This is a genomic window from Pectobacterium carotovorum, from assembly GCA_016415585.1.
Lineage (GTDB): Bacteria > Pseudomonadota > Gammaproteobacteria > Enterobacterales > Enterobacteriaceae > Pectobacterium > Pectobacterium carotovorum_K.
Genome location: CP066552.1, coordinates 127,264 through 148,778, shown reverse-complemented (window position 1 = coordinate 148,778; position 21,515 = coordinate 127,264). Strand labels below are relative to the sequence as shown.

General features: G+C 51.0%; 17 protein-coding genes. 9 read left to right on the top strand and 8 right to left on the bottom strand.

All coding sequences use genetic code 11. The features are described 5' to 3' along the window. The first annotated feature begins 174 nt into the window (after positions 1-174). The 3 genes from JFY74_00640 to JFY74_00630 all read left to right on the top strand — a co-directional run bounded on the left by JFY74_00640 (position 175) and on the right by JFY74_00630 (position 2,817). On the top strand, positions 175-516 hold the full coding sequence (locus JFY74_00640) for a GlpM family protein (GenBank protein ID QQG28623.1): 342 nt from the start codon (positions 175-177) through the stop codon (positions 514-516). A 21-nt stretch (positions 517-537) separates the two neighbouring features. Beyond that, entirely contained in the window at positions 538-1,740 is a 1,203-nt protein-coding gene (locus JFY74_00635; GenBank protein ID QQG28622.1) for a putative acyl-CoA thioester hydrolase, read from the top strand. 348 nt (positions 1,741-2,088) lie between these two features. After that, a complete protein-coding gene (locus tag JFY74_00630; protein ID QQG28621.1) occupies positions 2,089-2,817 on the top strand; it encodes a LuxR family transcriptional regulator in 729 nt (242 codons plus the stop codon). On the opposite strand, the gene JFY74_00625 is transcribed toward JFY74_00630, so the two are convergent. After that, the gene (locus JFY74_00625; protein ID QQG28620.1) at positions 2,801-3,451 is read right to left on the bottom strand and encodes an acyl-homoserine-lactone synthase; all 651 of its coding nucleotides are present in this window, start codon (positions 3,449-3,451) and stop codon (positions 2,801-2,803) included. The genes JFY74_00630 and JFY74_00625 overlap by 17 nt on opposite strands. Positions 3,452-3,723: 272 nt before the next feature. After that, positions 3,724-5,070 carry an argininosuccinate synthase gene (gene argG, locus JFY74_00620; protein QQG28619.1) on the bottom strand — a complete coding sequence of 449 codons (1,347 nt, stop codon included), beginning with the start codon at positions 5,068-5,070 and terminating at the stop codon, positions 3,724-3,726. A gap of 412 nt (positions 5,071-5,482) precedes the next feature. Between argG and JFY74_00615 the strand changes: the two genes are divergently transcribed. Next, positions 5,483-6,058, top strand: coding sequence for a DJ-1/PfpI family protein (locus tag JFY74_00615; GenBank protein ID QQG28618.1), 576 nt, complete (start codon positions 5,483-5,485; stop codon positions 6,056-6,058). Positions 6,059-6,124: 66 nt separating this feature from the next. On the opposite strand, the gene JFY74_00610 is transcribed toward JFY74_00615, so the two are convergent. The 4 genes from JFY74_00610 to xylF all read right to left on the bottom strand — a co-directional run bounded on the left by JFY74_00610 (position 6,125) and on the right by xylF (position 11,252). Continuing rightward, positions 6,125-7,303, bottom strand: a complete 1,179-nt coding sequence (locus tag JFY74_00610; protein QQG28617.1) for a XylR family transcriptional regulator — start codon at positions 7,301-7,303, stop codon at positions 6,125-6,127. Between the two features lie 136 nt (positions 7,304-7,439). After that, a complete protein-coding gene (locus JFY74_00605) occupies positions 7,440-8,621 on the bottom strand; it encodes a sugar ABC transporter permease (GenBank protein QQG28616.1) in 1,182 nt (393 codons plus the stop codon). After that, positions 8,599-10,140, bottom strand: coding sequence for a xylose ABC transporter ATP-binding protein (locus JFY74_00600; GenBank protein ID QQG28615.1), 1,542 nt, complete (start codon positions 10,138-10,140; stop codon positions 8,599-8,601). The genes JFY74_00605 and JFY74_00600 overlap by 23 nt, the downstream gene beginning before the upstream one ends. A gap of 116 nt (positions 10,141-10,256) precedes the next feature. After that, a complete protein-coding gene (gene xylF / locus JFY74_00595; protein ID QQG30413.1) occupies positions 10,257-11,252 on the bottom strand; it encodes a D-xylose ABC transporter substrate-binding protein in 996 nt (331 codons plus the stop codon). Positions 11,253-11,726: 474 nt separating this feature from the next. Here xylF and xylA point away from each other — a divergent pair, with 474 nt between their 5' ends. Continuing rightward, positions 11,727-13,046 carry a xylose isomerase gene (gene xylA, locus JFY74_00590; GenBank protein QQG28614.1) on the top strand — a complete coding sequence of 440 codons (1,320 nt, stop codon included), beginning with the start codon at positions 11,727-11,729 and terminating at the stop codon, positions 13,044-13,046. 72 nt (positions 13,047-13,118) lie between these two features. Then, complete coding sequence (gene xylB, locus JFY74_00585; protein QQG28613.1) at positions 13,119-14,576, top strand: xylulokinase; 1,458 nt, start codon at positions 13,119-13,121, stop codon at positions 14,574-14,576. Positions 14,577-14,606: 30 nt separating this feature from the next. Here xylB and JFY74_00580 read toward each other — a convergent pair whose 3' ends face one another. Together JFY74_00580 and JFY74_00575 are read right to left on the bottom strand one after the other, a co-directional pair. Next, positions 14,607-15,599 carry an acyltransferase gene (locus tag JFY74_00580; GenBank protein QQG28612.1) on the bottom strand — a complete coding sequence of 331 codons (993 nt, stop codon included), beginning with the start codon at positions 15,597-15,599 and terminating at the stop codon, positions 14,607-14,609. 212 nt (positions 15,600-15,811) lie between these two features. After that, complete coding sequence (locus tag JFY74_00575; GenBank protein QQG28611.1) at positions 15,812-17,347, bottom strand: aldehyde dehydrogenase; 1,536 nt, start codon at positions 17,345-17,347, stop codon at positions 15,812-15,814. Positions 17,348-17,567: 220 nt separating this feature from the next. Between JFY74_00575 and fdhD the strand changes: the two genes are divergently transcribed. The 3 genes from fdhD (at position 17,568) to JFY74_00560 (ending at position 21,455) form a co-directional block, all read left to right on the top strand. Further along, entirely contained in the window at positions 17,568-18,401 is an 834-nt protein-coding gene (gene fdhD / locus JFY74_00570; GenBank protein QQG28610.1) for a formate dehydrogenase accessory sulfurtransferase FdhD, read from the top strand. A 235-nt stretch (positions 18,402-18,636) separates the two neighbouring features. Next, positions 18,637-19,263, top strand: coding sequence for a superoxide dismutase [Mn] (sodA, locus tag JFY74_00565; protein ID QQG28609.1), 627 nt, complete (start codon positions 18,637-18,639; stop codon positions 19,261-19,263). Between the two features lie 299 nt (positions 19,264-19,562). Next, the gene (locus JFY74_00560) at positions 19,563-21,455 is read left to right on the top strand and encodes a methyl-accepting chemotaxis protein (protein ID QQG28608.1); all 1,893 of its coding nucleotides are present in this window, start codon (positions 19,563-19,565) and stop codon (positions 21,453-21,455) included. Positions 21,456-21,515: the final 60 nt, after the last annotated feature.

Genomic DNA, 21,515 nt, shown 5'->3' with positions numbered 1-21,515 from the left:
CACAAGCAGCTCGAAGTATGGCGGGTATCACGTACGGTATTCATTCTGCTGCTAAGAATAACGAAATCACCACGAATTGAAATCTTAAGCTGTGCGATCGCACTATTCTATCCTGACACTTTTTCGCTATTCTCTGTTCATCCGCGATGCTGAATTAAGCCAGAAGTTATACTTATGTCATTGTTTATCAAATCGGTTATTGGTGCGCTGATCGTATTGCTCATCAGCGTACTGGCGAAAAGCCGAAACTATTATATTGCCGGACTCGTACCGCTATTTCCCACGTTCGCGCTGATCGCACATTACATCGTTGGCACCGAACGCGGACTGGAAGCGCTGCGCGCCACCATCCTTTTTGGCATCTGGTCTGTTATTCCTTATCTGGTTTATCTCATTTCACTTTATTACTTTACCGCGTGGATGAAATTGCCACAGGCACTGCTCGCGGCGGTCGTGTGTTGGAGTGTGTCAGCGGCACTGTTGGTCAAAATCTGGACGTGGTATCAGGGGAATTAACTTCTTTATTAGGATAACACGATGACAAAAACGACGTACCCCGGCACCGTTTATCGCCCTATTCTCTCCGCGCAAGAAGCAGAACGTTTCACGCTCCCGCACTATTTCACGCTGCGTGGGAACGATGGCCAGACGGAGGCTGATATCTGGCTGCCCGCACCAATTGAGGTCGATCCGGCGACGCCGTGGGTTGTTGGGCCACAGGTGGGGGTGGATGGTGCAACACATACCCATATTCAACAGGCGGTGAACGCCGCGCTGCGGGCGCAGCAGGATCGGGCGCACATTGAGATTACATTGCTGCCGGGCACCTATACCGGCACGGTCTACATCCCCGCCGATGCGCCACCGCTCACGCTATGTGGGGCGGGAGAACAACCGGATGACGTAGTGATTCAACTCGCGCTTGATTCGATGTTTTCACCAGCAACCTACCGGGAAACAGTGAACTCACACGGCGAATACCAGCCCGGAGACCCTGCCTGGTACCTGTACGACCTCTGTGCGTCAAAGCAGAACGCGACGATTGATACCATTTGTGCCGCCGTGGTCTGGTCGCAAAGCGACAATTTCCAGATGAAAAACCTGACGGTAATGAATACCTTGCTGGATTCAGTGGATGGTCGTGCGCATCAGGCCGTCGCGCTGCGCACCGACGGCGACAAGATACAGCTTGAAAAGGTTCATCTCATCGGTCGTCAGGATACGTTTTTCGTCAATACCAGCAACCTCCGCAATGAGTACGTCACGGATCGCTATAGCCGCGCCTACATTAAAGACTGTTACATTGAGGGTGATGTCGATTACGTTTTTGGACGTGCGACCGCCGTATTCGAGCATGTCCACTTTCATACGGTTTCCAGCCGTGAGGCAAAAGATATTCATGTCTTTGCGCCCGATAGCATGCCGTGGGTGCAATACGGTTTTCTGGCAGTAAATTGCCGTTTTACAGGTGACGAAGGCTTCAGCGGAGAAAGAAAGGCCAAATTAGGGCGCGCCTGGGATCAGGGGGCAAGAAAAACGGGATACCAGCGAGGGCAGACAGCAAACGGTCAGTTAGTGATTCGCGACAGCACGATTGACGCCAGCTATGACAAAGAGCAACCGTGGGGAGCCGCCGCCACTACCGCGCGCGCCTTTACGGGTAATGTGGATTCAGGCCGCAATCTGGATGATGTGCATTTCAACCGACTATGGGAATACAACAATATCTATGAGGTATGAGATGCTGCGCAGGACAACATAATAAACAAGCGAATACGGCTAGCGAAAAAACCACTCTGATACAACTGATGTAACCGATACCCATGAGCCTGTAAAATGACACAGGCCATTAGAGAGGAAAAAATTATTTTACTATACTATTGATAAATCTTGATTAATTAGCATTCCCTGATGTTAGCCAACCATCACGCTTATCCTGAGCGGTGTTTATTTTTTTGCTTTTCACATTAAGCTTTGTTGTACTATTGTATGTTTTCTCACTCACACATAACAATTAGACTTAGGTACAGGTGTAGGTATATACTTTTCCATTACAGGGATGTTGATTCTTCAGACTGAGGTCATGAGATGTCGCCATTATTTACCGATAGTGAAATAATAAGCAGGGTAATTAAAAAACACTTCAATAAAAACTTGGATCACTACAACGGCGTAAAATTCTCATTTATGGTTCTCAATAAAAAGAATCCGTCTCAAATGATTATCATTTCCAGTTATCCTGATGAATGGGTAGATCTCTATAAAAAAAACAAATACCAGCACATTGATCCTGTGGTTCTTGCTTCATTTAATAAAATATCTCCCTTTTCCTGGGAGAAAAGTCTGGTTATTAATACGCAATTACAGCTTGCCAAGATATTTGACCTCTCTAAGAAATACAATGTTATCAATGGATATACCTTCGTACTTCACGATCATGGCGATAATCTCGCCATGCTATCTATTATTGTGGATAGCTCATATCCAGACGATGTCGAAACATTTATCGAAGAGAGGAAAGACACCTTTCAGATGCTATTAATCGATGCATATGAAAAAATCATCTCTCTTTGCAGAGAGATGATTGAAAGTAAAAAACAATCAAACAATAAAGATATATTCTCTCAACGAGAAAATGAAATTCTTTACTGGGCCAGTATGGGTAAAACCTATCTGGAAGTTGCCATTATCCTCGGTATCAAAACCAGCACGGTAAAATTTCATATCGGCAACGTTGTAAAAAAACTTGGTGTTCTGAATGCCAAGCATGCCATAAGGCTCGGCGTTGAGTTGCAGCTCATTAAGCCTGTGCAATAGCGGCTGGTACCCGTAGAGGCCACTGCTTCAATTCATTGCTCATGAATGTACCACTGCGATTAATACGACGAGCCAACGCTTCCTGATTTTCATCATCAACGGGAAGGAAAACTAAATACACTCTCTCCTGCTTTTCTGATAAGCCTTGCTCGACCACACTAATTCCCCAGCCAGAACGTTTTAATATTGTCAGCATAGGATGACTCACTATCGTATATATTCCCTCATAACCCTTATCCCTTGAATAATTAATCATTGAAAGAAACAGCATAGAACTAATTGGGTATTCATTGCCGAGAATATCTTTCGCTCGTGATTTATCCACAAAGAACCGACTAGATTCCAGGTAATTCCCTTCAGGGATATTTACCTCCTTGAAATAAGGGAAAAATGTTCCAGTAATCATGTTAGGGTATTTTGTTTCGATAAATCTCAGACTACAAATAACCGTGTTATCCTTTATACCAAAAAGATAAGTCGTATTATTATTATCATATTGATCAAACTCCATTCCATCAGTACATTGCACAGCCCAGTTCAGTCGATCTTTAAACGTCTCTTTTCTGAGGATAAATAGCTCTTCTGATTTTGTTTCTGACAACAAGGTGTGACTTACATCAAATATCTCTAACATTTTTCCTCCATTGAAAAGTTAATACATAACCCCAAAAACGACACCCCATCCCATCCCGCAGCTCTTTCGCCTTCAGATATTATCCTAGTTGCTTATTTATAGGTATTTTGTCTCTTTCTACGGCAGTTGTACAGATGCAACCTGCATTGTCAGCAAGAGTTCATACAGGAAAAAACATCGGGAGAGAATCAAACATAAACAGATGATAAACAGATAAAAAAAATCCGGAAACGCGAAACGATTCCGGATTTTTATATCACTCAATCTGTGAGTTATTTCTCTGTTTTATCCTGGTGTTGGCCTACCTGCGGCAAACCCGTGCTAGCGGAGGAAGAGAGCAAGCCCGTTTCAGCATAGTTAAACAGTTTTTCACGCGTATCTGTGATATCCAGATTACGCATGGTCAGTTGGCCGATACGGTCATCCGGCGAGAAGACTGAGTCACCTTTCTCCATGGTCAGACGTTCTGGTTTATAGGTCAGATTATCAGACACGGTGTTCATAATGGAGTAATCATTGCCACGACGCAGCTCCAGCGTCACTTCGCCGGTGATGGCGCTGGCGATCCAACGCTGAGAAGAATCACGCAGCATCAGCGCCTGGGAATCAAACCAGCGTCCCTGATACAGGAAACGACCCAGCTGACGGCCATTGGCGTGGTATTGCTCGATAGTGTCTTCGTTGTGGATACCGGTAACCAGACGCTCATAAGCAATGTGCAACAGTGCCATTCCCGGCGCTTCATAAATGCCGCGGCTTTTCGCCTCAATGATACGGTTTTCAATCTGATCGCTCATGCCCAGACCGTGACGGCCACCGATGCGATTCGCTTCCAGCATCAGTTCAACGTCATCGGTAAAGGTCTTGCCGTTCAGCGCAACCGGGTGACCGCGTTCAAAACGGATGGTCACTTCTTCTGCTGGTACTTTGACGTTCTCGTCCCAGAACTTCACGCCCATAATCGGGTTAACGATTTTGACGCTGGAATTCAGGAATTCCAGATCCTTCGCTTCATGCGTCGCACCCAGAATATTGGAATCGGTAGAATAGGCTTTCTCGGCCGACATTTTATAGCCGAACCCTGCCTGTGACATAAACTCGGACATCTCCTGACGGCCACCCAGCTCATCAATGAAATCGGTATCCAGCCACGGCTTGTAAATCTTCAGTTCAGCATTGGTCAGCAGGCCGTAACGATAGAAGCGCTCAATATCGTTACCTTTATAGGTGCTGCCGTCGCCCCAGATGTTTACGCCGTCTTCTTTCATTGCGGCAACCAGCATCGTACCGGTAACCGCACGGCCCAGCGGCGTGGTGTTGAAATAGGTTACGCCCGCTGTCGTGTTGTGGAATGCGCCACATTGAATCGCAGCGATACCTTCAGCGACTAATTGCTTACGGCAATCGATAAGGCGCGCATTTTCGGCGCCGTATTCCATCGCCCGACGTGGGATTTCCTCGTAGTCATCCTCGTCTGGCTGCCCCAGATTTGCGGTATACGCATAAGGAACCGCGCCTTTTTGACGCATCCAAAGCAGCGCAGCGCTGGTATCCAGACCACCCGAGAACGCAATACCAATACGCTGACCAACCGGAAGATGCTTGAGAATCGTTGTCATAAATGTAATCCCTGCTCGAAAGATCTCTGGATATAAGCTCAGTCGCCCACACCATTATGTTACGCCATACATTCGTGAGTGTTCGCACCCTGTGCACATCCTGCATCAAGCGGGCTGGCCGATGACCAACATCGACACACTCACAAATGCATATTTATGCAAAATAAGTGAGTGATAATTTAAACATCTTTTTGGCAGGACAGGAAGAGAAGAGTCATACTTTCATGCAAAAAAATTCGCGGCCAATTCACGACCAAGTTAGCAAGTATAGCGCTATCTTCTCTTCAGGCTAAGCAGCAAAAATCGTTTACGCGACCCACTCGACATTAATAAAACATCGTTTCATTTTTTCGATATTTCTTTGCTATCCTCTTGCGGTTAACACCTTCCCTTGCATATTGCTGGAGATGCTATGTCTAAGAAAGTCGCCGTTCTGCTGGCTCCTGGGTTTGAAGAAGCAGAAGCGATTATGGTGATTGATGTTCTGCACCGTATGAAGATAGAAGTCACCATGCTGTCATGCTATGACAGACTGGAGCTGCACAGTTATCACAATATTCGCATGTTTGCCGATGCTCTGCTGGAAAGAAACCAGAACACGCTGTTTGATGCCGTGGTCATTCCTGGCGGCCCACAGGGGACGGTAAATCTGGCCGCAAACCCGATGGTCGTCGAGTTTATCCGTCGCCACGATGACGCGGGAAAACTGATTTGCCCGCTGTGCTCCGCAGCCGCGCGCGTGCTGGGTGGTAACAAACTGCTGAAAGGCCGCCGCTACGTTTGCTCCGGGAATTTATGGCAGGACGTGACTGATGGCGTTTACGTTGACGAGAAAGTCGTGGAAGACGGCAATCTGATCAGCGGCAAAGGTTTGGGCGTGACATTCGATTTTGCCTTTACCCTCGCCAACCGCCTGACCGGTGACAAAGAAAACGCCAACTTCCAGGTTGAGCACATCGATTACGATTACTGGCGCGTGCCAGCGTAACCGTTCACCAACCTAATGATAAGGCGCGCACCCTCGCGCCTTCCTGCCTTTCCCGTATCAATAACCTTAATAGCCTTCCCCATAACGCTCGCGGTACTCTTTCGGCGTGATGTCATACCCTTTCTTAAAGACGGCATAAAAATAGGGCAGTGAAGGATAGCCGCACATCAGCGAGATCTCGCCAATCGAGAGCGAAGTCGATATCAGCAAGTTACGCGCCCGATCCAGCTTTTCCTCATGAATCATGCCGTGAATGGTCTGGCCGACTTCGTCTTTGAAGCGTTTTTCCAGATTAGAGCGGGAAATCCCTACCGCATCCAGCACCTGCTCGACCTTAATCCCTTTACAGGCGTGATAGCGAATAAAGTGCATCGCCTGAATCACAGCAGGATCGTGCACAGAGCGATAATCCGTTGAGCGACGTTCAACCACCCGAAGCGGCGGCACCAAAATACGTTGCAGCGGTACATCAGCCTGATTCAACAGCAGCTGATGCAGCAGTTTCGCTGCGCGATATCCCATTTGGCGCGTACCCTGCGCTACCGACGAGAGCGCGACGCGTGAAAGGTAGCGAATCAGATCTTCGTTATCGATTCCGATGACGCACAGCTTTTCCGGTACGGCAATATTCAGGTGTTCGCAGACCTGCAGCAGATGGCGTGCGCGGGAATCTGTCACCGCGATAATCCCCGTCTGAGGCGGTAACCCCTGCACCCAGTCAGCCAGCCGATTTTGCGCGTATTGCCAGTTATCCGGCGACGTTTCCATTCCCTGATACACCACGCCCTGATATTTTTCTGCCGCAACCAGTTGTCGGAAAGCGTGCTCCCGTTCCTGCGCCCACCTTTTCCCGCCTGATGCGGGCAAACCATAGAAAGCAAAGCGGTTCAGCCCTTTCTCTTTGAGGTGCATAAACGCGCTTTCCACCAGCGCATAATTATCTGTCGCGATATAATGCACGGGCGGATAATCCTCGGGCTGATGGTAAGAACCGCCCACCCCCACCAGCGGAACATTCACATCCTGGAGTAGCCGTTTAATCTCACCATCGTCAAAATCGGCAATCACGCCGTCACCCAGCCATTCTTTGATGTTATCAATGCGGCAACGGAAATCCTCTTCAATGAAGATGTCCCAGTCGCACTGGGAAGCCTGTAAATACTCGCCAACGCCTTCAACCACCTGACGGTCATACACTTTGTTGGCGTTGAACAGCAGCGTGATGCGATAACGTTTTTCAAACATGGCAGTTGGCGCTCATTAATCGCAAGTTCCTTGAATAAAGTCTTCTTCCTTGAATAGCACAGCGCCCCCAGAGGCCAAAATAATTTGCTGATTATTGCGAGCCGCCGCGTATTTCCTCCGCAGACCCTGCATCACGTCATACACGCCGCTTTGTTGCGGTATCCATCCACACCGCCAATAGCAGGATTCCGCCTTTTACGACGTATTGCCAGAACGTCGGCACATCGAGCATGCTCATCCCGTTATCCAGCGACGCCATGATAAATGCCCCCATCACCGCACCCGCTACGCTGCCAATCCCGCCAGCCAGACTGGTGCCACCAATCACGCAGGCGGCAATCGCATCCAGCTCGGCAATATTCCCGGCGGATGGCGAACCAGCGCCCAAGCGTGAACTGAGAATCAGCCCGGCGACCGCGACCATCAGGCCGTTAATCGCGAATACCACCATTTTGGTGCGCTCGACATTCACGCCCGATAGGCGAGCGGCATCGATATTCCCCCCCACGGCATAGATGCGGCGGCCAAATGCGGTTCGCGTCGCCAGAAAAATACCGCCCAGCATCAACAGCGTCAGCACCAGCACTGGCGTTGGCACACCGCGATAGTCATTCAGCAGATAAATCGCACCCAGCACCACCAGTGCCGTCACGGTCTGACGGCCAATATCGCCTGCGGGTGGATTTACCGGTAACCCTAATCGGGCGCGGCTACTGCGCCGACGCCACTGCCAGGCAATAAACACCATTAGCCCGATGGCACCGAACATAAAACCGATGCCGGAAGGCAGATAACTTTGCCCAATCTGCGACATCGCCTCGCTGGTCGGGGAAACCGTGGTCCCGTTGGTGATACCGATCAGAATGCCGCGAAAAGCCAGCATCCCCGCCAGCGTCACGATAAACGAAGGGACTTTCCGGTAGGCGACCCACCAGCCATTCCACGCGCCAAGCAATAATCCCAGCGCGAGCGTCACAACGATGGTCAACGGCAGGGGCCAGCCAAGCCAGACATCAAAAATAGCCGCCGCACCGCCCAATAGCCCCATCATCGAACCAACCGACAGATCGATTTCGGCGGAGATAATGACAAACACCATACCGACCGCCAGAATGCCAGTGATCGCCGTTTGCCTCAGCAGGTTAGAAAGATTACGCGCGCTGAGATACGCCCCGTCGGTCATGTAGGTGAAAAAAAGCATGATGGCGATGATGGCGGCAATCATCACGTAGACCTGAAGATTGATGCTTTTCAACCGTTGCAGCATCGAGGCAGAGCCCGCGACATGTTGTTGTTCAGACTGCGATGTTTTCAGCACGATGTTCACTCCTCAATGCAGCTTCCATAACCTGTTCCTGGGTTAAATCACGATTGATCAAATCCGCTTTGATCTGCCCCTGATGCATCACCAATACCCGATCGCTCAACCCCAGCACTTCGGGCAATTCAGAAGAAATGACAATGACGGCAATGTGCTGTTTTACCAGCGCATTAATCAGCTTATAGATTTCGTATTTGGCACCGATATCGATGCCGCGCGTGGGTTCATCGAGAATCAGAATTCGGGGGTTCAACAATAGGCATTTCGCCAGCACCGCTTTTTGCTGGTTACCGCCGCTTAACCGGGCAATAGCCAGTTCCGGGCTGGAGGTTTTCACTTTCAGGTTCGCCAGCGACTGCCGGATGATGTCCTGCTCACGGGCATCATCCAGCATGGAAAATGCCCCCGTGAATTGGTCGAGTGCCGCCAGCGTCATGTTCTGCGCCACGCTCATCACCGGGACGATGCCGTCCTTCTTACGATCCTCAGGCACCATCACAATGCCCTGTGCCATCGCCTGTTGGCAGTTGCTGATAGTCACTGGCTTACCATCAATAAAAATGTCGCCCTGCCAATGGCCGTGGTAGGAACCAAACAGGCACTGCACCGTCTCCGTACGCCCCGACCCAACCAGCCCGGCGATACCGAGAATTTCGCCTCGGTGTAGCGCAAACGAGACATCATCCACCCGGCGAATATGGCGATTGACGGGATGCCAGGCGGTCAGGTGTTCTACGCGTAATACTTCTTCACCAATGACATGCGGTTCATTGGGATAAAGCTCCGTCAGCTCTCGCCCCACCATCATGGCAATGATCTGATCCTCGCTCAGCTCAGCCGCCGGACGCGTGCCAATCGGCTTCCCATCGCGAATCACGCAAATCACATCGGAAATGGCTTTAACTTCGTTGAGCTTGTGCGAGATATAGATGCAGGCGATACCGTGATCGCGCAGATCCTGAATGATCTCAAGCAGGATAGCGGTTTCCCGTTCGGTCAGTGAGGCCGTTGGCTCATCCAGCACCAGCAGACGCACCTGCTTGTTCAGCGCTTTGGCGATTTCCACCAGTTGCTGCTGACCTAATCCAAGTTCACCCACTTTGGTATTCGGATCGACGGCCAGCTTGACCTGCTCCAGCATGCGCTGGCAGCGTAGATACATATTGTCGTAATCCATCACACCAAAACGCGTCCACTCGTTGCCCAAAAAGAGGTTCTCCAGCACCGTCATCTCTTTCACAAGCGCCAATTCCTGATGAATGATCGCGATGCCTTTTTGCTCCGTATCGCGAATATGGTTGGCGCGTAACTCGTCACCCGAGAACACGATCTGCCCGTCATAGCTGCCATGAGGGTAAATGCCACACAGCACCTTCATTAAGGTGGATTTGCCAGAGCCATTCTCGCCACACAGCGACAAGACCTGACCCGCGTCCAGCATCAGGCTAACGTTATCTACGGCTTTCACCGCGCCAAACGCCTTGGTGATGTTTTTCATTTCCAACAGATGCGGCATCGTGGCCCCCGTGATTCAGGTGTCTCAGACCTCGTCAGCGACAGTGGCGAGCCACAACGGCATATCGTGGCTCGGTAAATTTCCTACATCCTGAAATCTATTGGCTGCGACGTGCGTTAATACACATCCGCTTTTTTGTGGAAGCCATCGGCAATGACGGTGGAATCGATATTGGATTTATCGACAGGAATCGGAGTCAGTAAGAAGGAAGGTATATCTTTCAAGCCATTGTTTAATTTAGCGTTAGATTCCGGAGCTTTATCAGAGCCGAGCACCACGGCGATATCTGCGGCATCTTTCGCCAGCTTGCTGATCGGTTTATAGACCGTCATAGTTTGTGTGCCTGCCACAATCCGTTTGATAGCCGCCAGATCGGCATCCTGACCGGAAATCGCGACTTTCCCAGCCAATCCCTGTGCGGCAAGCGCCTGAATCGCCCCACCCGCCGTGGCATCATTCGACGCCACAACAGCATCGATCTTATTACTGTTTGCCGTTAGCGCATTTTCCATAATTTTCAGCGCGTTCTCTGGTAGCCAGGCATCAACCCACTGATCGCCGACCACTTTTATTTTCCCACTCTCGATCAACGGCGTGAGCACTTTCATTTGCCCCTGACGAAACAGCTTCGCATTATTATCGACCGGTGAGCCACCCATTAAGAAATAATTCCCGCCAGGCACCTTATCGACGAGATATTTCGCCTGTAGCTCTCCAACCTTTTCATTATCAAATGAAATATAAAAATCCACGTCCGCATTATTAATCATGCGATCGTAAGCAAGCACTTTTATTCCCTCACGTTTTGCTTCCGCAATAACATTACCAAGTACCTGACCGTTATAAGGAATAATAACTAATACATCGACACCGCGATTGATCATGTTTTCTATTTGAGAAATTTGCGTCGCTTCATTGCCGTTTGCTGATTGAACAAAAACATCAGCGCCCTGCTTTTTGGCTTGCTCAACAAAAAGATCGCGATCTTTCTGCCAGCGTTCAAGACGCAAGTCATCAATCGCCATGCCTATTTTAACGTCCTTCGCGAATCCGGGCTGACAAGCTAAAGTGAATACGGCACAAGCTGAGAGTAAAAAATGGTTAACTTTCATCATAGCGTACCTTTTTTATTTAAGATGCAGGGCGATACCCTAAATAATTCGAGTTACAGGAAGGCGGCAAGAGAGGGAATCCCGATGAGCTTACACAAGTAAGTGATTCGGGTGACTGAACGCTGCCAACGCACATGTAACTTGAAGTATGACGGGTAAGACTCCAATAGCCAGATGAGTATTGTCGCTAAACATCCCCCCATCAATTACAGATTTTTATCCTCCAATTATGTTTTTTGGTTTAATTTCCATTTTTTGATACGGGTCATATTTTATTGTCGAGTCACATTTTCATTTTGTTACCTATTGCGAAGCGTATTCAGAGTAAAACGCCGTTATTTTTGCGACACAGCGCACATTTAATAATTCTCTGAATTTCAGTGTGAAATAACGTAATTGAGGAAACACTCATCCACTCCGAAAATTAATCACATTTCCGTCTCTTCCGTCTGGGTGGTTTCTAAGGAGTTAACGATGCAAGCCTATTTTGAACAGATCGAAAAAGTCCGTTATGAAGGTAGCCAAAGCAACAACCCCTTTGCCTTTCGTCACTACAATCCCGATCAGGAAATACTCGGTAAACGTATGGCGGACCATTTGCGTTTTGCCGTCGCGTATTGGCACACGTTCTGCTGGAACGGCGCGGATATGTTTGGCGTCGGCTCCTTTGCCCGCCCGTGGCAGCAGTCAGGCGATGCACTGGAGTTGGCAAAGCGCAAAGCGGATATTGCATTCGAATTCTTTCAAAAGCTCAGCGTGCCTTACTACTGCTTTCATGATGTCGATGTCGCGCCAGAAGGGAATTCACTGAAAGAGTATCTGCATAACTTTGCGGTCATTACCGATGTGCTGGCGGAAAAGCAGCAGGATAGCGGCGTGAAGCTACTGTGGGGCACCGCGAACTGCTTTACCCATCCTCGCTACGGCGCAGGTGCGGCCACCAGTCCTGACCCAGACGTCTTTGCCTGGGCAGCCACACAGGTGTTCACTGCCATGAACGCGACCCAAAAACTGGGTGGCGAAAACTATGTGCTGTGGGGCGGGCGCGAGGGGTATGAAACCCTGCTCAATACCGACCTGCGTCAGGAGCGTGAACAGATCGGCCGCTTCATGCAGATGGTCGTCGAGCATAAACACAAAATCGGTTTTCAGGGCACGCTGCTCATCGAACCGAAGCCGCAGGAACCGACTAAACACCAGTACGATTACGATGTCGCCACCGTTTATGGCTTTCTGAAGCAGTTTGGGCTGGAAAAAGAGATTAAAGTCAACGTGGAAGCCAACCACGCTACGCTGGCAGGCCATTCCTTCCATCATGAAATCGCCACCGCTGTCGCGCTGGGCATTTTCGGATCTGTCGATGCGAACCGCGGCGATCCGCAGCTCGGCTGGGACACCGATCAGTTCCCTAACAGCGTGGAAGAGAACGCGCTGATCATGTACGAAATTCTCAAAGCGGGTGGCTTCACGACGGGTGGCCTGAACTTTGATGCCAAAGTTCGCCGCCAGAGCACCGATCGCTATGACCTTTTCCATGCGCATATCGGCGCGATGGATACGATGGCACTAGCGCTCAAAGCCGCCGCCAGAATGATTGAGGATGATAAGCTCAATCAGTTGGTCGCTAAACGCTATGCGGGCTGGAACGGGGAACTGGGTCAGCAAATCCTGCAAGGTAACGCATCGCTGGAATCGCTTGCCCGCTATGCGGAAAGCCATCAACTGGCACCACAGCACCAGAGTGGCCAGCAGGAATTGCTGGAAAATCTGGTTAACCGCCACCTATTTGGCTAAAACGGTACGCTCACTACGTCACACCTACTGCGACAGACTAAATCCTGTCGCAGAGGCTTATCAGGAGCCATTATGTATATCGGTATTGATCTGGGTACTTCGGGTGTTAAAGCCATCCTGCTGGATGAAGCTGGCGAGGTGGTTGCCAGCCATAGCGCTGCGCTGAGCATTTCTCGTCCGCACCCGCTCTGGTCGGAACAGGCGCCTGAAGACTGGTGGCAGGCAACCGAGAAGGCGCTACAGGCGTTGGCAGCCACGCACAATCTTCGCGCAGTGAAAGCACTGGGGCTGACCGGGCAAATGCACGGCGCCACGTTGCTGGATGCTCGCCAGAACGTGCTGCGACCCGCGATTCTCTGGAATGACGGACGCAGCGCGGCTCAATGCCGAATGCTGGAACAGCAGGTGCCCACATCGCGTCAGATTACCGGCAACCTGATGATGCCGGGATTTACCGCGCCCAAGCTGAAATGGGTGCAGGAAAACGAAAGCGATATCTTCCGCCAAATCGACAAGGTTCTGTTGCCGAAAGACTATCTCCGCTGGCGTCTGACGGGAGAATTTGCCAGCGACATGTCCGATGCGGCGGGAACGCTTTGGCTGGATGTCGCAAAACGAGATTGGAGCGACACTTTGCTGGAAGCCTGTGCGCTGAGCCGCAAGCACATGCCCACGCTGTATGAAGGCAGCCAGATTACCGGTTATCTGCGACCTGACATCGCCAGCCGTTGGGGTATGGATCCCGTCCCCGTTATTGCTGGCGGTGGAGATAACGCAGCAGGCGCGATTGGCGTCGGGCTGTATCAAACGGGTCAGGCGATGCTGTCTCTCGGCACATCCGGCGTTTACTTCGCCGTCAGCGACGGCTTTCTCAGCAATCCGCAACATGCCGTCCACAGCTTCTGCCACGCGCTGCCGAATACCTGGCACCTGATGTCCGTGATGTTAAGCGCCGCGTCCTGCCTCGACTGGGTCGCCCACCTGACGCACGCGGAGAGCGTGCCTACACTGTTGCAGGAAATCGCTTCGACGCCAGCCGACGACACGATAACGCCAGTGTGGTTCTTGCCCTATCTTTCCGGCGAGCGCACACCGCACAATAATCCCGATGCCAAAGGCGCATTCTGGGGGCTCACCCATCAACACGGCCGCGCAGAACTGGCAAAAGCCGTACTGGAAGGCGTGGGATTTGCGCTGGCCGACGGCATGGACGCGCTGCATATGACCGGGCTCAAGCCCGATAGTATTACGCTGATTGGCGGTGGTGCACGTAGCGCCTACTGGCGGCAAATGCTGGCGGATATCAGCGGTCAAACGCTGGAGTACCGCACGGGAGGGGATGTCGGCCCTGCGCTGGGTGCCGCCCGTCTGGCGCAAATCGCCATGCATCCGCATACGCCACTGGCAGAGCTCCTGCCGCCGCTACCGCTGGAACAGGTTCATCAACCGGCCCCCCAGCGTCACGCCGACTATGCAGAGCGGAGGCGTACATTTAAGGCTCTCTACCAGCAGCTTAGTCCGCTGATGTAGAACCGTTTGTCCGGTACGCCGGACGGACTATCAACTAACCCAGCGTCGCACATCGATTTTCTGTAGCGCCATCGAAAGCAGCAGGCTGGCCCCCAGCGCGATGGCGAAAACAGAGAAGATGTCGAGAACCGGATGAGTGGGCAGCATCACGTCATGCGTACGCAGATAGTGAATGATCAACGCGTGGAAACCGTAAATCGCCAGCGAATGGCGCGAAATGGTGGCAAAGCCCGGTAAAATCCGCTGGCTACCGTAATGCTTAAACACCACCAGAAGGCTGACTGCAGCCAGAAACACCAGCGGGCCACAGTAGATGTAAAATGTCTGGGTGAACGTATCGTTCAATAATGTGTGGTGCTTCGTTCCCATCGCAATCAACGCGACACACGCAATGAAAAAGGGGATAGCGGCTAGCACGACTTTCTTTGGTACGTCCAGCATGCCCAGCGCGCGCCCCAGCGCGGCATACAGCACATAGTAAAACGTATCGCCGTAAATATAGAGATTCACGGGCAGTAATTTAAACCCTTCAAATTCCACCCGCCCCGTATTGGGATTGGCGACAACGGCCAGCAAGATAATCAAGACGGCTAAATATTTACCTGATACAGGCGTGATGGTAATAAGTGGAGAAAGCAGATAAATCACGATAATGGCGTAGAAAAACCATAGGTGATAAAAGATCGGTTTTTGCAGCGCATGATGTAATGAATTCAGGCCATTAATTGGCGTGAGCGTCGCAATATAGATCAGCGCGACCGTACTGTAGAAAAGCAGGCATAAGCCGATACGCAGGAAATGTTTCTTTCCCGCACTGCGCTCACCAAAGAATAGGTAACCCGAGATCATGAAAAACAGCGGAACGCAGACGCGCGAGGCAGAGTTCAGGATATTTGCTACATCCCAGTGCCCGTCGCCCGGCGTGCCACCCGCGGTAATATAGTACGTTGTGCTATGAATCAGAACGACCATCATGCAGGCCAGCGCCCGCAGGTTATCAATCCAGCCGATCTTATCCGTCATGCACAACCTCTTGAAAGCAAAGCGCTATTCAAAACAGCGTAGCCGTTGTTAAGCGCTGACACAATCGATTATTAACAACCAGCAACTATCCACAACCCGCGGTCAACAATCGGGCAAATCTGAGTGATAGGGACGGATTCATACGGGAAACCCGCATCAATTTACGCGCTCACCCCGGTGGCAAGCGCGCAGAGCCTAAAGGAAGTATGGTGCTAGAACAGCCCCATCGGCTTATCAGAGTAGCTCACCAACAGGCACTTGGTTTGCTGATAGTGTTCCAGCATCATTTTATGATTTTCACGCCCGATGCCGGACTGCTTGTAGCCCCCAAACGCCGCATGCGCCGGATAGGCGTGATAACAGTTGGTCCAGACGCGTCCGGCCTGAATACCGCGCCCCATGCGGTAGGCGATATTACCGTTACGGCTCCACACGCCAGCTCCCAGGCCGTATTCCGTATCGTTGGCAATCTCCAGTGCGTCATCCATCGTTTTGAAGGTCGTCACCGCCAGCACCGGACCGAAAATCTCCTCCTGGAAGACGCGCATACTGTTTTTACCAAACAATATCGTCGGCTCCAGATAGTAGCCTTCCGCCAGCCCACCCGGCATCGCCTTGCGCTGACCGCCCGTGAGCACGCGTGCGCCCTCTTTCTTACCGATATCAATGTAGTTAAGGATGGTGTCGAGCTGGCCTGCCGACACCTGCGCGCCCATCATGGTTTTGCTATCCAGCGGGTTACCGATGCGGATAGCCTCAACGCGCTTGATTGCCCGTTCCATAAAGCGATCGTAGATAGATTCCTGCACCAGCGCGCGGCTCGGACAGGTGCAGACCTCTCCCTGATTGAAGGCAAACAGCGTGAAACCTTCGAGCACTTTGTCAAAGAAGCTGTCTTCCTTGTCCATCACATCGGCAAAGAAGATGTTCGGCGATTTGCCACCCAATTCCAGCGTCACCGGCGTCACGTTCTGCGCCGCATAGCTCATGATCTGTTGACCCACCTCGGTCGAACCGGTGAATGCCACTTTCGCAACGCGTTTCGACGTTGCCAGATATTCACCAATTTCGCTGCCCGACCCATTAACGACATTGATGACACCTGGCGGCAGCAGATCCTGAATCAGTTCCATCAAAATCAATACTGACATCGGCGTCAGTTTGGCGGGTTTCAGCACAATACAGTTACCGGCGGCCAGCGCTGGTGCCATCTTCCAACAGGCCATTAGCAGCGGGAAATTCCAGGGAATGATTTGCCCAACAACGCCGAGAGGCTCATGAAAATGATAGGCCACGGTATCGCCATCAATTTCGCTAATCCCCCCTTCTTGCGCGCGGATACAAGCCGCAAAATAGCGAAAGTGGTCAATCGCCAGCGGTACGTCTGCCCCGCTAGTTTCGCGTATCGGTTTACCGTTATCCCAGGTTTCCACCTGTGCCAGCAGCTCAAGATTTTGCTCCATCCGGTCGGCGATTCGGTTAAGCACCAACGCGCGTTCCTGCACCGACAGACCACCCCATTCCGCTTTTGCCTTGTGAGCAGCATCCAGCGCGTGGTCAATGTCTCGCGTTGACGAACTGGCCACTTCACACAGCGGTTGGCCCGTTACTGGCGTCAAATTGACAAAATACTGACCAGCATCAGGTGGAACCCAGGCTCCGCCGATAAAATTGTCATAGCGTTTTTTCAGATTGAGAGCGCCGTATTCGCCAGATGCGGATCGGCCTTCGAGATTATCGTGCGCCATTTCAGTCTCCTTTTCATTTCCGGGTGAGCGGCCATGCCGCAGTGAAAAAAGAAGCAAACAGTAAGCAGTTAAATTAAGCCTATACGGGGTATGGGGTTAGCGACAGGATTCGGCCAGAGAAGAAGGCAACTCTTCGAGTTGACGCACAGTTTCTTGCGAGAAAAAGTCGCATCCCTTCAGGCGCGGTGAAATAATACTTTTAATTTCCAGGGTTACTAACATGCAGGTATTTCAGGTGGAAGGGGTTCATTTACCAGCGGATGCCGCCCTTGAAGGCGCAACGCAACATTTAGTCTATCATCCCGATTCGCTGCAACAGCCACAGTCTGACTGGCTGGCGGAAGAAGTGCCCGTTGCGTTGGTTTATAACGGCATATCGCATGTCGTCATGATGGCCTCACCGAAGGAATTGGAGCAATTCGCACTCGGGTTTTCCTTATCTGAAGGCATTATTCAATCATCGGCTGATATCTACGGCATTGATGTACAGACCGCCTGTAACGGTATCGAAGTACAGATTGAGCTTTCGAGCCGACGCTTCGCTGGACTAAAAGAGCGACGCCGGGCGATGGATGGTCGCACAGGCTGCGGCGTATGTGGCGTAGAGCAGCTCGCGGAAATCGGCAAACCGCTCGCACCGCTGCCCTTCACGCAGACATTTTCCCTTAGCAAACTTGAAAACGCGCTGGTGCGGTTGCGCGATGTGCAGAAGATCGGCCAAGTGACAGGCTGTACTCACGCCGCAAGCTGGGTCGCGCCAGACGGCACGCTGTCCGGGGGAAGTGAAGACGTCGGCCGCCATGTTGCACTGGATAAACTGCTGGGCACCCGAGCGAAGCAGGAATGGCAGCAAGGCGCTGTCCTAGTTTCCAGCCGGGCCAGCTATGAGATGGTCCAAAAATCCGCCATGTGCGGCGTGGAAATCCTGTTTGCTGTCTCAGCGGCCACTTCACTGGCCGTAGAGGTCGCACAGCGCTGCAACCTGACGCTGGTCGGTTTTTGTCGGCCGGGACATGCGACTATCTACACGCATCCGCAGCGTCTGAGCGTGTAAGAGACACCACCAATATCGCAGCATTTTGCAGGCGACGGGTATAGATTAATTTGTTTTTACATAGCGTAATAACGATATAAGCGTTTGTTATCATGAAGTAAAGCAATCTGACTCATGCTACCCGCTCGAGAATAATCATTTTCAATATCATTTAATTAACTATAATGAAGGTATTGCTTACGCGGTACTAACAATACAGTGCCGTAACATTTTTATTACCATGGAGATGCTAAACATGAGTTATTCACTGCCATCGCTGCCTTATGCTTATGACGCACTGGAACCGCATTTCGACAAAGAAACGATGGAAATTCACCATTCCAAACACCATCAGGCTTACGTCAATAATGCTAACGCCGCGCTGGAATCTCTGCCTGAACTGGCTACATTGTCTGCTGAAGAGCTGATCGCTCAACTGGATAAAGTTCCTGCGGAGAAAAGAACAGCACTGCGTAACAACGCAGGTGGCCACGTTAACCACAGCCTGTTCTGGAAAGGCCTGAAACTAGGTACGACGCTGACTGGCGATCTGAAAGCCGCCATCGAGCGTGATTTCGGCAGCGTTGATGCGTTTAAAGAGAAATTTGAGCAAGCAGCAGCAACCCGCTTTGGTTCTGGCTGGGCGTGGCTGGTACTGAAAGACGACGGCAAACTGGCCGTAGTGTCTACTGCCAACCAAGACAGCCCGCTGATGGGTGAAGCCGTTTCTGGTGCGTCTGGCTACCCAATCGTCGGTCTGGACGTATGGGAGCACGCTTACTACCTGAAATATCAGAACCTTCGTCCAGCTTATGCTAAAGCATTCTGGAACGTGTTGAACTGGGACGAAGCTGCTGCTCGTTTCGCTAGCGCGCAAAAATAAAACCGTTGAGTGCCTGATATCATCAGGCCTCTTCTGCGTTTGAATATAAACTGGAATAACAGTCTGTTATTCCAGTTTTTTATTATCCCTCTCTAAACGTCGAGCAGCATGTACGCTGGCATTCCTCTCTCACTAACGCATAAAGTTTCGGAGTAGCGTGCCGATATCTACTGCGGGTTTTTATCATGTTGTTGTGCAGGGATAAGCTTGGTAAGCGGTAATCCGAGATGCTAACACCGCTAAGCAAGTGTGCATCAGGATAGTGAATTCGACTCAATACGATATAGTGGTGGGATGTGATGGCTATGAATTTTGACAATCTAAAAGTCGGTAAAAAATTAGGATTAGGCTTTTTCCTGATTCTGCTGATGACCATGGCGATTGCTGGTGCGGGCATTATGCATATTGGCTCGCTGAAAGACAGTATTGATAAAGTGAATTTAAGCAACGATATTAATGATGAAATTAATCAGGCTAAATATTACCGCGCATTATACGGCACCACCTACAATCCTGATGATATAAAAAAGAACGTTGAGCACATTGCCAATGTCAGTAAACTCGCTGAAAAGGCAAAAGAATTTAACTGGCCAGAAAGCGACGCCAAGAAAATAGCCAGTATCCCAACATTAATTACCAGCTATCAGGAAAAACAAAGTAATTATATTAATGCAGTGGGAAAAAAGGATGCCGTCAGAAAAAGTTGGAATATATCAACAACGGAAAAACCACTGGAACAGCTTAACGATCAATTAAAAATAGACAACAACAGCGCTAACCTTCAATTATTACTTTCAGACCTGAACCAAAAACTTATTTCCGTCCGCTACCACGTTCGTGGATTATTACTGTCTACCAATAAAGAATCTGAAGAAAAGCTGACGGATGCCATCAACGCAGCACAAACGTCATTGACCTTCCTGTATCAGAGCCTGTCTGCCGAACAACGTGAAACGCTGGCACCGGTTCTGACGATCGTGAATAATTATGAAGAGCAGGTGTTGGCCTATATGCCAGCCTATCAAGAAGAAATCGCGCAGGCAGGGCAAATGCGCGTGGTGGCCGAACAGCTGAATACCGTCGTTAAATCACTCCTCAGCGATCAGCTAGCTGCTTCACAGGCAGACATTCGCAGTGCCACGCTGCAAATGAGTATCACAGCGCTGATTACGCTACTGCTTGGTCTGCTGATTTCCTGGTTCATTTCACGCCAGATCACCACACCGCTCGGCAGCACGTTGAGCATGGCTGAAAAAATCGCGACGGGCGATCTCACCATGTCCATCAACACGACGCGTAAGGATGAGTTGGGTCAGTTGATGAGTGCGATGTCGAAAATGAACGACAACCTGCACAATATGATCGATGACATTCGCGTCGGCGTCAGCCAGATTTCTAACGCGTCCAGCGAGATCGTCGCGGGTAACACGGACCTGTCGTCACGTACCGAGCAGCAGGCCGCTGCCGTTGAGCAAACCGCCGCCAGCATGGAGCAGCTCACCGCGACGGTTAAGCAAAACGCAGATAACGCACACCACGCTAACAAACTGGCAATCAGCGCATCTCAAACCGCAAAACAAGGCGGCGAGCAGGTGAATAACGTGGTGCAAACCATGACGGCGATTGAGAGCAGTTCTAAACGTATCGCGGAAATCACGTCCGTCATCAACAGCATTGCCTTCCAGACCAACATTCTGGCATTGAACGCCGCGGTAGAAGCCGCCCGTGCCGGTGAGCAAGGTCGCGGTTTTGCCGTTGTCGCCAGCGAAGTTCGTAGCCTTGCCCAGCGCAGCTCTCAGGCCGCGAAAGAAATCGAAGGCCTGATCTCTGAATCGGTTACTCAGGTATCACGCGGGGCGACGCTGGTTGGCAATGCCGGTAAGACGATGAATGATATCGTCACCTCTATCACGCAGGTGCATGACATCATGGGTGAAATTGCCACCGCATCGGATGAGCAAAGCCGGGGAATTAGCCAGGTTAGCCAGGCGATTGTTGAGATGGACAGCACCACGCAGCAGAACGCCGCACTGGTGGAACAATCCTCTGCTGCTGCCGACTCGCTGGAAGAGCAGGCGAGACTGCTGAAGCAGGCGGTTTCCGTCTTCCGTCTGGCAAACGCACAGCATGATGACACCCCAGCGGGTATCGCGTTTGCCGACCAAACGCATCGTCTGCACGCACCACGCTAATATCAATACCGCAACGTACCAAAACGACAAAGCCCCTGTTAAACAGGGGCTTCATCAACG